Annotated in this window: 12 protein-coding genes and 1 riboswitch; of the genes, 7 read left to right on the plus strand and 5 right to left on the minus strand. The window is 45.7% G+C overall.

Features of this window, described 5'->3' with window-relative positions:
- Nucleotides 1-49: 49 nt before the first annotated feature.
- The 3 genes from C7I86_RS14055 to C7I86_RS14065 all read right to left on the minus strand — a co-directional run bounded on the left by C7I86_RS14055 (nt 50) and on the right by C7I86_RS14065 (nt 4,685).
- Complete coding sequence (locus C7I86_RS14055; protein WP_010873873.1) at nt 50-1,396, minus strand: CIA30 family protein; 1,347 nt, start codon at nt 1,394-1,396, stop codon at nt 50-52.
- 197 nt (nt 1,397-1,593) lie between these two features.
- Nucleotides 1,594-3,297 carry an AarF/ABC1/UbiB kinase family protein gene (locus C7I86_RS14060; protein WP_010873874.1) on the minus strand — a complete coding sequence of 568 codons (1,704 nt, stop codon included), beginning with the start codon at nt 3,295-3,297 and terminating at the stop codon, nt 1,594-1,596.
- A gap of 14 nt (nt 3,298-3,311) precedes the next feature.
- Entirely contained in the window at nt 3,312-4,685 is a 1,374-nt protein-coding gene (locus C7I86_RS14065) for a sensor histidine kinase KdpD (RefSeq protein ID WP_010873875.1), read from the minus strand.
- A gap of 156 nt (nt 4,686-4,841) precedes the next feature.
- Here C7I86_RS14065 and C7I86_RS14070 point away from each other — a divergent pair, with 156 nt between their 5' ends.
- The 6 genes from C7I86_RS14070 to C7I86_RS14095 all read left to right on the plus strand — a co-directional run bounded on the left by C7I86_RS14070 (nt 4,842) and on the right by C7I86_RS14095 (nt 10,228).
- Nucleotides 4,842-5,477, plus strand: coding sequence for a ParA family protein (locus tag C7I86_RS14070; RefSeq protein ID WP_010873876.1), 636 nt, complete (start codon nt 4,842-4,844; stop codon nt 5,475-5,477).
- 111 nt (nt 5,478-5,588) lie between these two features.
- Nucleotides 5,589-6,110, plus strand: a complete 522-nt coding sequence (locus tag C7I86_RS14075) for a hypothetical protein (RefSeq protein ID WP_010873877.1) — start codon at nt 5,589-5,591, stop codon at nt 6,108-6,110.
- A 187-nt stretch (nt 6,111-6,297) separates the two neighbouring features.
- Nucleotides 6,298-6,849, plus strand: a complete 552-nt coding sequence (locus C7I86_RS14080; RefSeq protein WP_199303575.1) for a hypothetical protein — start codon at nt 6,298-6,300, stop codon at nt 6,847-6,849.
- A gap of 125 nt (nt 6,850-6,974) precedes the next feature.
- Nucleotides 6,975-8,504 carry a PP2C family protein-serine/threonine phosphatase gene (locus tag C7I86_RS14085; RefSeq protein ID WP_020862019.1) on the plus strand — a complete coding sequence of 510 codons (1,530 nt, stop codon included), beginning with the start codon at nt 6,975-6,977 and terminating at the stop codon, nt 8,502-8,504.
- A 190-nt stretch (nt 8,505-8,694) separates the two neighbouring features.
- A complete protein-coding gene (rpaA, locus tag C7I86_RS14090; RefSeq protein WP_010873880.1) occupies nt 8,695-9,420 on the plus strand; it encodes a two component system response regulator RpaA in 726 nt (241 codons plus the stop codon).
- Nucleotides 9,421-9,481: 61 nt separating this feature from the next.
- Entirely contained in the window at nt 9,482-10,228 is a 747-nt protein-coding gene (locus C7I86_RS14095) for a phycocyanobilin:ferredoxin oxidoreductase (protein ID WP_010873881.1), read from the plus strand.
- A gap of 369 nt (nt 10,229-10,597) precedes the next feature.
- On the opposite strand, the gene C7I86_RS19250 is transcribed toward C7I86_RS14095, so the two are convergent.
- Both C7I86_RS19250 and C7I86_RS19255 read right to left on the minus strand, forming a co-directional pair.
- Entirely contained in the window at nt 10,598-10,867 is a 270-nt protein-coding gene (locus C7I86_RS19250; RefSeq protein ID WP_010873882.1) for a transposase, read from the minus strand.
- 158 nt (nt 10,868-11,025) lie between these two features.
- Nucleotides 11,026-11,712 carry an IS701 family transposase gene (locus C7I86_RS19255; RefSeq protein ID WP_010873883.1) on the minus strand — a complete coding sequence of 229 codons (687 nt, stop codon included), beginning with the start codon at nt 11,710-11,712 and terminating at the stop codon, nt 11,026-11,028.
- Between the two features lie 152 nt (nt 11,713-11,864).
- A riboswitch (TPP riboswitch) is annotated at nt 11,865-11,960 on the plus strand.
- A 7-nt stretch (nt 11,961-11,967) separates the two neighbouring features.
- On the opposite strand from C7I86_RS19255, the gene thiC reads away from it, so the two are divergent.
- The gene (gene thiC, locus C7I86_RS14105) at nt 11,968-13,347 is read left to right on the plus strand and encodes a phosphomethylpyrimidine synthase (RefSeq protein ID WP_010873884.1); all 1,380 of its coding nucleotides are present in this window, start codon (nt 11,968-11,970) and stop codon (nt 13,345-13,347) included.
- The last annotated feature ends 154 nt before the right edge of the window (nt 13,348-13,501 follow it).

Below are 13,501 nucleotides of genomic sequence, written 5' to 3' on the forward strand. Positions count from 1 at the left end.
TCGGATTGTAAGCTTTAGTGACACTAAGCAAAAATACTCGGTTGTAAAATTAGCGTTGGTCGAAATTTAGTTGCTTGAGCAGAAATGGCCAAGCGGCCTGGTTACGGCCCGGTTCCCTGGCACTGACCTCAAAGGTTTTGCCCCCAGCTTCCGCCCATTGCAAACTGTCCACACATAACTTGGCGATCGCCCAGCGACTAACTTGGCCCCGCAGATTATCCCCCTGGGCAAATTGCATCATTTCTGGATTTTCTGACTCCGTTAAAGCACAGGGCCGAACGATGGTGTAGGTCAAACCACTGCCCCGGATGGCATCTTCCCCCCGTAATTTCCAAGTCAAAATGCCTCCCAATTGGTCATTGAGACGCACCGCCGGTGGTTCTTCGTCCAAATTCAACCCTGGGCGATCGGGACGGGTTACTCCAGCCGAACTGACGTGGATGAACTGGGGCGTGAGGGGATTGGCATAGGTTTTGATGGACTCAATTTCCAGACCAAATATACCCGGGGAAAAGCTGGGATTTAGCCCACCGTCGTACTCAAATTTGCTATGCATCAACTGGAAGGCGGACACCTGGGCAGAATTGAATGGGCCCTTTTCTGGCACGGTTTTCGCCCGAAAGACGGGAATTAATTGTTGGAAGGGAATACAAACTGTTTGGGGACGATTGTTGAAAGTATCGAAGGAGTAACAGTAGCTCAGCCCATCCCAGTCGTTTTGGCTACGGATAATGAATTTGTAGCGCTTGCCGTCCCCTTGGATGCGGAGTTGAATGCCCTCAGCGTAGGAAAGATCCAACGCCGGTTCAAAATTTGGCGATCGCACCGAGGCAAAGCCCCCATTATTAGCGGTGGAAACTTCTCCGGTGAATAAAGCCCGATCGCCGGTCAGTTGCCATTGGCTAGCGCTGACACCCCCCATCACCCCATCGTCAACGGAATACCAAGCTAAACGGGGAGAATCAGTCTGACGAAAGTCGATCAGGGTGTTTTCCTTGGGCTGAATATGTTCTTTGACCACCGCCAGCAGGTTTTTGATGCCTTCATACTCCACTTGCTCCGGTACGTCCACCACTTCCGGCAGGTAAAACTTGAGCCCTTGGTAATACTTTTCCCGTTGGGGCGTATCCCCTTCCACTGGTTGAACTTTGGTGCCACTACAACAAATCACCGCCGTTACCCTGGCCATCAATGCTGGAGTTAAACTTTCTCGAATAGTTAAATCACCGCCAAAAAATTCCAGGCGATCGGGTAGCCTACCCCCAAACCAAGCTTGAAAAAGTTTTTTGGCCCTGGGCACATCCCGCACCAACACCCGCACCTCTTGGCCTCCGTCAATGAGCAATTTAACTACCCTTTTGCCCACGCCGCCGGTGGCGCCCACAACTAAAATCACAGTATTTTTCCCTTGGTTGACAGCACTGTTTCTAATCTAATCTTCCTAGGGTCTTTGCGCTAGGCAACCCAGTTTAGCTAGCAGTACGGTGGGAATTTCCTCAGGCCGTGGCCAAAGATTTTCAGAAAGAGCATTTAAGTATTGAAGTTTATTAGGACTATTTGTTAAGCCTAATGGCGCCTAAAATTTTTAGTTAACTACCTTTTTTGCACCAGTCGGTCTAACTTTTCTTGCACGGCCAACTTGATCAAAGACCGCAGTAAAAAGAGGCCAAATAGTCCCGCTAAGCCGAAACCCACCACAGCAAAACGAGCATAGACCGTGGATAGCAAGACCGTTGCTGATAGTAAAGTAAAGCCCGTTAAACAGGCAAAAATGAGACTTTTTAGGGCCAAGTGGATTTTCCGCAACAGGCGATCGCCTTCCGGGGAGCGGGTGGCAAACTGGAGCTCGCCCCGTTCTAATTTGGCGGCCAATTCCTGGAGAAATTGTTGGTTACGGGATGGTCTGTTCAATTGGTCGAGGGCAAATTGTTTAACCTGTTGCAGCAGCGCCATGGCTAGGGAACGTTTAGGTTGGGCAACGGTGATGCTTTGGATGAAGGGCTGACTGGCGGCGATTAAATTATAGCGGGGGTCCAAGGCCCGGGCGATGCCATCCAGAGTAGAAATGGATTTTAAAATAAAGGTCATTTGGGGCGGTAGGCGGAAGGGTTGTTGTTGGAACATGGCATAGACCTCTTCCCCCACTTGGTCAAAGGCTTTAATATCAATCGGTTTATCGCGAAAGTTATCCAGCAAAAAATTAATAATTCTTTTGATGGGACTTAGATCTCCTTTCGGTTCCACTAGGCCCATATAAATTAAAGCCTCTAACACCTGGTTGGTGTCCTTTCTCAGTACAGCAAAAAAAGTTTGTACCATTTGATCTTTGGCAATGATTTTCACCTCCGCCATGGTGCCAAAATCATAAAAAATCAAGTCCCCCTGGCTATCCACCGCCATATTGCCTGGATGGGGATCGGACTGGAAAAAACCATCAACTAGTAACTGTTTTAAATAGGCGCAAATACCGGTTTGAATCACCAAATCTAAATTAATGCCAGCGGTTTCCAAGGCTTGGCGATCGTCCACTTTAATGCCCGGTAAATATTCCAGTGTTAAAACCATGCGGGTGGTGTATTGCCAATAAATTTCTGGCACCCTAACCCTGGGATAATCAGCAAAGTTTTGACGGAATCTTTCTGCATTTTTGCCTTCGTGAATGTAATCAATTTCCAAAAAAAGCAGGGAGAAAAATTCTTGATAAATGGCTTCAATTTCATATTTTTGGGCCAGTCGACGGAATCCGGGTAACCATCGTTTGGCTAACCGCAATGTTTGATGTAAAAGCTCAAAATCTAGATTTAATAAACTATCCAATCCTGGTCTTTGTACTTTCACCACCACCGCTTCCCCCGTGGGCAACACCGCCCGATGCACCTGGCCTAAACTGGCCGATGCCAGGGGAGTAACTTCAAATTGTTGAAAAATCTCATCGATCGCCCCGTGCAATTCCTGTTCGATAACGGCGATCGCCTGACGGGAATCAAAGGGAGGGACCCGGTCCTGGAGTTGGGTAAAAGCTTCGATATATTCCGCCGGAATGATATCTGCCCTGGTGGAAAGGGACTGACCGATCTTGATAAAAGTAGGGCCCAAATAGAGTAACTGTTGCACCAACCATTGGGCTCGACGATAGCGCCGTTGGGCAGAGCGGGGGGCCGTGAGCCGGTCCCACGACAAAAAGAACACAAATAACAGAAAAACCCTAGTGACCGCCAGTTGTCTGCGCCACGGCCTACGGGACAAACCCGACCAACTGAGGGGTCGATCCGCCATCGGTTGCGAAATGAGCATCATCAACGGAGGAAAAATTATTCAGTCGCCCCAGACTCCGGAATCATTAAGGTAAAAGTTATTACGGTCTGGCCTGGCTGGCAGGAGGGCTTTCCCACAACGCTGATTTTACCATTGAGTTGCTCAATTAAAGTGCGGACAATGGTTAGCCCCAACCCCACCCCGGCGATCGCCGAGTCAATCACCCATTGCTCCCGATAAAAAGGATCAAATAAATGTTGGAGATTGTTGTCATCCACGGCCACAGTCTGATTACTAAAAGTGCATTTAATATTTTTTTTAACTTGCATTGAGATTTGCTCACATTGTTCTAAGGTGACCACAATGGAACTATCGGCCACGGCAAACTTTTGTGCATTAGTTAACAGTTCTTGGAAAATTTGCCGCAAGTATTTATCATCAGCGGCCACCGAATTAATCCCATGGTCGTAATGAAATTGTATTCTGTGATTGTCTTCCTGCAAGGGAAAGCAGTGGTCAATCACTTCCTTTAGCAAAATAGTTATATTTAAGTCATAGATTTGTAGTTGATTAACCTCTTGTTTTAGTTGCTTTAATTGTAAAATTTTGCTGTTAATATCATTGAGTTTATCCCACGCTTGATCAATAATTACCAATCTTTGTTCTAGCTTTTCTGGGGTGGGGGGAGTGGCGCGCAAAGTTGCAACTACCATGCGGATGGTGGCCAGGGGGTTGCGGGTCTGATCACTCATGATGGTGATAATATTGTTAATTAATTTCTCATTCCATTGTTTTTGTTGTTCTAATTGTCGACGACTAGCTTCATACCAGATTTTTAAAATTGGGCTGTCTTCAAAAAAATTGCGGGAAGAATGAAGGGAGCTGATGGGATCAAGTTCAGTAAGATTTACGGAATGTAATTCTTCTAATAATCCATCATTAGGGAGATTAGTTCCTAATAGTAGTTGATTGATAATTCCCAAATCATTTTGGAGTTTTTGTAGAGGGAATTGTTGTTGTTTGGACATTGTTTTATCCGTGGCTGGGCAACTATACACCGTTAGAATTAGCCCATTTTCTTTGCCTTGGAAAAACGTTTTGATCCCCTCCACCCTAGGGCAAGATAAATGAAAAAATTCTTGCCACAATGGCCATTCCGTTGCGGTCAACGTTAATCCTTCCCCATTGGCGATCGCCTCCATAATCTGGGGAGAGCAATGCTGCCAAAAGTCTTCGCTGGGCCAACGGCCATGCTTGCCGGCCAAGGACCAAAACCACGGCTGGGCCTGGCCCACCACCCACACCACCACCTCCGACTGTAGGGCCAGGGCTAATTTCTGAGCTAGCAAAACAGGCACCGGTTCGTTCCCTGGAGGAAGACAAACGAGATCAATGAGGGATTTGCCAAGGGACGCATAGTGGATTGCCATTCGTATCAATCAACAATTGGATAACTTTCACGCACCAGCTAACTCCCCAGGATATGGGTAAAAATTGGCTTCTGACCCCAGTATAATTCCCTAAATAGAAGGAACAATTGTGGTATGTTGAGGGGCAACGGTAATAGGTCAAGGTAGGGGAAACGGGTGTCCACACCAAAGATTTTGGCAGTAGTTAACGGCAAGGGCGGCGTTGGCAAAACCACAACCGCAGTTAACCTGGCCGCAATTTTAGCGGAAAAGCGATCGGTACTTTTGGTGGATGCGGACCCCCAGGGCTCTGCCAGTTGGTGGGTGGAACGCAGTGGAGACAAAATGGGTTTCCATCTCAGCCAAGAAAATAATCCCCAGGCATTGAAGGACTTGCCCCAGGTGGATGACTACCAAATTATTGTCGTGGACACACCTCCGGCCCTCCGTTCCGAGGCATTAAGGACGGTCATTGGTCTAGCTGATTATCTAGTATTGCCGACGCCCCCGGCCCCCATGGATTTGACGGCGTTGATCGACACAGTAAAAACCGCTGTTAATCCCCTAAGGGTGGCCCATCGGGTGCTGTTGACCAAGGTGGACTCCCGCAGTCTGAATGAAACCCTCGAAGCTCAAAATACCCTCCTGGAACTGGGGATTCCTGCCTACCATGCCTTTGTGCGGAGCTATAAAGCCCATGAGCGGTCTGTGTTGGATGGTATGGCCATTACCCAATGGAAAGGCAAAAACGCGAAGGAGGCCCAATCGGATTATCGACGGGTGGCGGATGAACTTTTGCGAGAATTACTCTAGGTTCTGGGCTGTGTTGGTCGAAATTTACCGAGTCTATTTTCCCAACCTAAACCCAGAGTTTGATCATTGACTCTTAACACCTATAAATATTTATAGATTTTCCCTTTAACTATGGCCAGAAAAAGCTTATCGGATCTGCTCAAACAAGAAGTTAAAGCCCAGTCCCAACCAGAGTTAGATGCTGGTATTTCCCCTGATCTCGAGCCAACTCCAGAGGCTTCTGTGCCTGAACCTACAGCAGATTTGGCCGAGCTTCAAGCCCAGTTGAACAGCATTAAAGCGGCGCTGCAAGCGGAAAAAAATCAAGGGGAAAAGCTAAAAGAGCAGTTACAACAGGAAAAGAAGGCTCAGGAAAAGGTTAAACAACTAGAACAAAGTTTAAAACAAGAACAGGCCAGGGTGAAAGAGCTCCAGAACGAAGTTCAATTGGTGGAGAAACTACAAACGGAACTGAAGGAAGAAAAAAATTTGGTGGGCAAACTGTATAGCAAAATTCAAGATTTGGAAGAGGATTTAGCTCCCCAAGTCAGCGCGGCCCTTACCACCCTCCCCAGGGCCATGCCTGTCCGTTACGTCGCTCCCAAACAACCTCCCACCAATTTGAGCGATGAAGACATTGGTTGGTTCGATTAATTTGACCAAGAGGTGAAATCCTATCTTTTCCATTACCCTACTACGGGCGATCGCCAAAATGGCCCTGGACAATGAAAATTTCCCTTGCCATGGGCTAGGATCGATTGCCATGGGGTCGCCGTGGTTCAGTTAACCACCTGACATCAATGGCAAAGACAACACACCGATTCAAGTTCCGTCAGTGGTCATGAGAAACGCTTTAACTATTTTTGCTTTACTCCTTTCGAGCACCGGCATTTTTGTCTCCTTGGCTAGGGAGGAGTTACGCTGTCGAGTGGGACTAAGCAGTACCGAATGTCCCCCGGCGATCGCCCAGCCGGAGAATAACGCTCCCCAGGATAGTGGTGCCCAACTGGTCAATTCTGAGTTGCGTCCCATCATCCCCAGCGAGGCGAAGTCCGATAAGAACCCTAATCCCGCCGCTGAAACGGCTAAAGTGCTAGAAACGGAAGCCACCGAAATAATTGAAGAAAATCTAGTTCCCGTCGGAGAAAATGCTGGGATTCCATCCCCCGATGCCAGTGCTCAGCCTTCTTCACCCCCTCTCCATAGTCCCCTGGGCAACCCCATGGAGCAAAAAATTGTAGACACTGCCATTATCAGTAACCCAGCTCCGAAAAAAGCTTTACCCACCGAAGCCCCCATTGCGCCCCCCGCCAGTAAAAATCCAGCAGAAGATAATCTTATTCCAGTTATTCCAGCGGAAGGGGTAGCTATTCCCGTGGCTCCACCACAGTAGTGGTAAATTTGGACGATTAAATGCTAGGTTAAAATTTTCACTTTCCTTGCGCCTAGCCGGATAACCCAGGAACGATAATTTGCAGCAAACCGTCACCGTGGCCTCTACCATGGGAGGGTTTTGTGATGTTCCGCCCCTTGTCCCGGGCCATTCAGGTGGCAATGTATTATCCTATTCGCATTGTTGCGGCGGCGATTATTTTAACAGCGTTACTGTTTATTCCCCTGGGGTGGAGTTCCTGGCAAACCTATCTAATTTTTCAAAATACGGTGGCTGTGGATTTTCAACTCCAGGCTCAGGCTGGCAAAATTGTCCACTTAGACGAAGTCTTAACCATGTCTTCTCAAATGGCTGCCGCCACAGGGGATTCGGAGTGGGAAGCACGGTATCTCAAATTTGAACCGGAATTAGGAGCGGCGATCAAGCAAGCCATTGCCATTGCACCAGAAGCCTATGAAGGGGAAGGAGCCCAGGAAACTGAAATCGCCAACAACCGTTTGGTGGTAATGGAAACAAAAGCTTTTGAGTTGGTGCGGCAGGGAAATTTGTCCCAGGCCCAGGCCATGCTCAACAGCCGGGAATATCTGGGTAATAAACGAATTTACATTGACGGCATTGCAAGGAGTGAACTGGCGATCGCCAATCGTATCCAGGCCAACCTAGCTAATTTTCGGCAGACATTATTTTTTGCTAGCACCCTGGCCGTAGTTAGTTTAATTACCTTAATTCCCCTCTGGGCTGTGGTGCTAAAGGTTTTGCAAATGTATATTAAGGACCGGGAAATAGCCAGACAGGAAGTGCTTAAAGCGAACAGTCAACTGGAAATAAAAGTAGCAGAAAGAACAGCAGACTTAGCCAAAGCAAACGAAGCAATTACTGGCCTCAATGCTCAGTTAAAACAGGAAAATATGCGATTGGGAACGGAGTTAGATGTAGCGAGAAAATTACAAATGATGGTTTTACCCAAACATGAAGAATTATCAGAAATTACCGATTTAGATATTGCTTGCTACATGGCTTCGGCCACTGAAGTGGGGGGAGATTATTATGATGTGGTTAAAATCGGTAACCGCATTTTTATTAGCATTGGCGATGTCACTGGCCATGGGTTAGAAAGTGGAGTAATGGCCATAATGGCCCAAACTGCGATCCAAACTCTGCTAACGGCAGAAATTACGGAAGCAGTGCAATTCCACAATTTACTCAATCAGGTTCTCTACAAAAATACCCAACGGATGGAACTGAGTAAAAATATGACCCTGGTGATGTTAGATTATCAATCGGGGGAATTAATCCTTAGTGGCCAACATGAATCCATTTTTGTGGTTCGTGCTGATGGCGCCATAGAAGAAATAGATACCATTGATTTAGGCTTTCCCCTTGCTTTGGAGAAAGATATTACGACCTTTATTGCCCGCACCCAAATTAATTTACATTCAGGGGATGTGGTGGTGCTATACACCGATGGTATTCCCGAAGCAGAAAACGGGGAAAAACAATTTTATGGTTTGGCAAGATTTCAAGAGGTGCTCATTGCCAACCACCAGTCAACAGCCTTGGAAATTAGTCAAGCAGTGGTGGAGGATTTAATGGCTTATATTGGTGACAGCCGGGTTTTTGATGACATTACTTTAGTCATTTTTAAAAAAATATAGTTAGCTTCAGCACAAGATTACCCATGTTTTAGATGGAGTTTTTCTTGGTCATGATGCTCGCAAGTCTATAATTACTATAAAAATGCCGCGGGAAACAGGGCGCTAATTTTCAGGCCCTGGGACTGTGAAAGCCTTTATAATAGGTTGCCCCTTTAAAATCGTTTTTTTCCTTTAGTTTTAGCCCCTGAGCATGCCTCGAATACTGATCATTGACGATGACCCGGCAATTTCCGATTTAGTCTCCATTAATTTAGAAATGGCAGGCTACGATGTCCAACAGGCAGTGGATGGCATCAAGGGGCAAGCGTTGGCGGTGCAACTACAACCGGATCTGATCATGTTGGACTTGATGTTGCCCAAAGTGGATGGATTTACGGTTTGTCAACGTTTGCGCCGGGACGAACGCACAGCAGATATTCCGGTTTTGATGCTAACGGCGTTGGGTCAGATCCAGGATAAAATTCAAGGCTTTGACTCTGGGGCGGACGATTACCTCACTAAGCCTTTCGACGTGGAGGAAATGTTAGCCCGGGTGAGGGCCCTACTGCGACGCACCGATCGCATCCCCCAGGCGGCAAAACATTCAGAAATTCTTAACCAGGGACCCCTAACCCTAGTGCCCGAAAGGTTTGAAGCTATTTGGTTTGGTAAAAGTATCAAGCTGACCCATTTGGAGTTTGAGTTGCTTCACTGTCTGTTGCAGCGCCATGGGCAAACGGTTTCCCCCAGTGATATTTTGCGGGAAGTATGGGGCTACGAACCAGATGATGACATTGAAACCATCCGGGTGCACATTCGTCACCTCCGCACTAAGTTGGAACCGAATCCCCGTCGACCTCGCTTTATTAAAACGGTGTATGGGGCAGGCTATTGTTTGGAACTGTCAACGGAAGAAGGAGGCGGTAGTCCAACGTAGGTTTTAGCTTAATTTCCAGCCCATTATTCCCATTGCTTTGCCCTAGATTTGAGTATTTACCATGGCCGTCACTGATTTAAGTTTGACCAATTCTTCCCTGATGCCTACGTTGAACCCGATGATTCAACAGTTGGCCCTGGCGATCGCCGCTAGTTGGCAAAGTTTACCCCTCAAGCCCTATCAATTGCCGGAGGATTTGGGCTACGTAGAAGGCCGCCTGGAAGGGGAAAAGTTAGTGATTGAAAATCGGTGCTACCAAACGCCCCAGTTTCGCAAAATGCATTTGGAGTTGGCCAAGGTGGGCAAAGGGTTGGATATTCTCCACTGTGTAATGTTTCCTGAGCCTTTATACGGTCTACCTTTGTTTGGCTGTGACATTGTGGCCGGCCCCGGTGGAGTAAGTGCGGCTATTGCGGATCTATCCCCCACCCAAAGCGATCGCCAATTGCCCGCAGCGTACCAAAAATCATTGGCAGAGCTAGGCCAGCCAGAATTTGAGCAACAACGGGAATTGCCCCCCTGGGGAGAAATATTTTCTGAATATTGTTTATTCATCCGTCCCAGCAATGTCACTGAAGAAGAAAGATTTGTACAAAGGGTAGTGGACTTTTTGCAAATTCATTGTCACCAATCCATCGTTGCCGAACCCTTGTCTGAAGCTCAAACTTTGGAGCACCGTCAGGGGCAAATTCATTACTGCCAACAACAACAGAAAAATGATAAAACCCGTCGGGTACTGGAAAAAGCTTTTGGGGAAGCTTGGGCGGAACGGTATATGAGCCAAGTCTTATTTGATGTTATCCAATAAAAGCACTTCCAGCTTTTAGCGAACATTGCTTTTTTTAAGAAAATTTAAGCTTCTTATTTTACTATTTGTATGGATTTAAATTAATCTAAACTGGATGTAGGACAAAATTGATTTTTACTAGCCAGAATAATTCTTTTATTTAATCCTAATTGGTCTTATCCCTCTTTCATCAATCTAGGCAGAAGAAGAATAGAATGTATTCCATGAATTTAGCAAATACTTTAATCGATCTAGCTTATCAACCTTGTTGTAAAGTTTAGTTAACTCATCCAAAACATGGGCAAATGGAAATACTTTTAACCACTTTTTAATAAGATTTATTGCATTAAATACAGAGATCACTAATCGTAGGTTGTTTAGCCATTTTTTCTACCCTTCTTCTTTATCCCATTTTTCATGCTTTTGATAATACTTTGACGTTGAATTTAGAGTCGGATTAAAATTCTCATCATAAAAACAAATCATACAATATGCACACATCACTAATTCCCACCATTTTTGAATTTCCTCACAATGAGTTACCCTAAAATCTGCCCATCCTAATTCACTTTTGCATTGCTCAAATCCATATTCTATCCATGACCTTACTCCATATATTCTGCCAACTTCTTTATATTTAATATCTGGTATTCGAGTCATTACAAACCATCCTGCTTTTTCGTCCTCTTTTTCTGTTTCTGTTTTAATTTCCCAATATCTTATTGCGCTTTTTTTACCATAAACTATTTCTCTGATATACCTATCTTCCTGTTTTCCATCCCATCTTATGTGTTCAAACCTCCTCCACTTATTTGCCCTTACTTTAGCTTCCTTTGGAAGCCAGACCCCATGATTGCTCCGGATCCCACTGCATATTCTATTTTTAATTCCTCTACAGCACTGATAAAATTGCTATGGCTTTCTCCATATAAGCTATCTGACACTATTCTTTTTATTTTAAAACTACTTTCTTCTAGTTCTTTTATTATCTCTACTGCTAATTCTGGCTTTGTTTTATACTTATCTCCCTCTTTTAATCTTTCTTTTGGTTTAAATACTTTTGATTCTAGAGGAAACGTTACCCCATCGCAGTAAACATAGGCATTTACTGACACTATACCGCTTTCTATTTTTCCTAAATTTCCAATATATTGTCTTTTTACATAATCTGTTATTTTCCCTTTTTTGGGGTCTCCTGTTTCATCTATTATTACTATTATTTCTCTTCCTTCTAAAACTTCTAAGATAATATTTAATCTTCTTTTTTCTAATTCTTTTAGTTCCCAAGGAGAATCTGTCATGAAATGCAGTAGTCCCTGTTCATTTTTCAATTCTAGTGATGATGCTATTGCAGGTAAACTCTTTCTTTTTATATCACTTAATATTCCCACAATGATATATCTAAATGACTCATAAGACCTCACTTCTGGAAATATATCTTTATACAGTTCACTATATGTGTCTACACACTGTACTGTCTTTTTCGCCTCTCTTGTCTTTGTCATTCTCCCTCCGGGCTTTTCAGCCTTTTATCTCCATTTTAATTCCCTCAGTCTGACGGAAGAGGGATAATGATTATCGATCAAGCAAAACTGTGATTCACGGGATTGGCGATCGCCTAAGGAAGAGATGGGGATAGAGAAATGATGCTAGAATTTGCCATAGCTAGGGGTGTCTAGAAAGCTAGGCTGAGAAAAACCCTTAGAACCTGAGACTGGGTAATACCAGCGGAGGGAAGCTCACCATTCGAGGAAATTTGTATGAGAACTGCTTGGGTTGCTAAGCGCCAGGGACAAACCAATGTTTCCCAGATGCATTATGCCCGCAAAGGGGTGATCACGGAGGAAATGGATTATGTGGCGAAGCGAGAGAATCTGCCCGTTGAGTTGATCAAAGATGAAGTGGCCCGGGGTCGCATGATTATCCCCGCCAACATCAACCACACTAATCTGGAACCGATGGCGATCGGCATTGCTTCCAAATGTAAAGTTAACGCCAACATTGGTGCTTCCCCTAACTCTTCCAATATTGACGAGGAAGTGGAAAAGTTGCTTTTGTCTGTTAAATACGGCGCAGACACGGTAATGGATTTATCCACCGGCGGTGGTGACTTAGACGTGATTCGTACCGCCATCATAAATGCTTCCCCCGTTCCCATTGGGACCGTACCCATTTACCAAGCCCTGGAGAGCGTCCACGGTAGCATCGAAAACCTGACCCCGGATGATTTCCTCCACATCATTGAAAAGCATGCCCAGCAGGGGGTGGACTATATGACCATCCATGCCGGGTTGTTAATTGAGTATTTACCCTTAGTGAAATCTCGCATCACTGGCATCGTTTCCCGGGGGGGCGGCATTATTGCTAAATGGATGTTGCATCACCACAAGCAAAATCCGCTCTACACCCACTTTGACGAGATTATTGAAATCTTCAAAAAGTACGACGTTTCTTTCAGTTTGGGGGATTCCCTCCGTCCCGGCTGTACCCACGATGCTTCCGACGATGCTCAATTGTCTGAACTTAAAACCCTCGGTCAGTTAACCCGCCGGGCTTGGGAGCATGATGTCCAGGTGATGGTAGAAGGCCCCGGCCACGTCCCCATTGACCAAATTGAGTTCAACGTTAAAAAGCAAATGGAAGAGTGCAGTGAAGCTCCCTTCTACGTGCTGGGCCCCCTAGTAACGGACATTGCCCCTGGTTACGACCACATTACCTCCGCCATCGGAGCGGCGATCGCCGGTTGGCACGGCACTGCCATGTTGTGTTATGTCACCCCCAAAGAACATTTAGGTTTACCCAATGCGGAAGATGTACGCAATGGTTTAATCGCCTATAAAATTGCCGCCCACGCCGCCGACATTGCCCGCCACCGCCCAGGGGCCCGCGACCGGGATGACGAACTTTCCAAAGCCCGCTATAACTTCGACTGGAACCGTCAGTTTGAATTGTCCCTTGATCCGGAACGGGCCAAAGAATACCACGACGAAACTTTACCGGCGGATATTTATAAAACCGCTGAATTTTGTTCTATGTGTGGGCCCAAATTCTGCCCCATGCAAACTAAAGTCGATGCAGAAATGCTGGAAGAACTAGAGGTCTTTTTGGCTAAGGATAAAGAAATGGTATCCCAGCGTTAACAGTTAGCTTGCCCTCCCAATTTAATTAGCTCTGGCTATGGCAACTTTAGGAAGTAGATTAAGTTGTTACTGATTAATTCCGAGAAAAAATATTTGCGGAATTTTCGTTTGTTCTCTAAATCTATCCATTGGAGCAACCAGAAGGCTGAGAAAT

The sequence above is a fragment of the Synechocystis sp. IPPAS B-1465 genome, assembly GCF_003015225.1.
Taxonomy (GTDB): domain Bacteria; phylum Cyanobacteriota; class Cyanobacteriia; order Cyanobacteriales; family Microcystaceae; genus Synechocystis.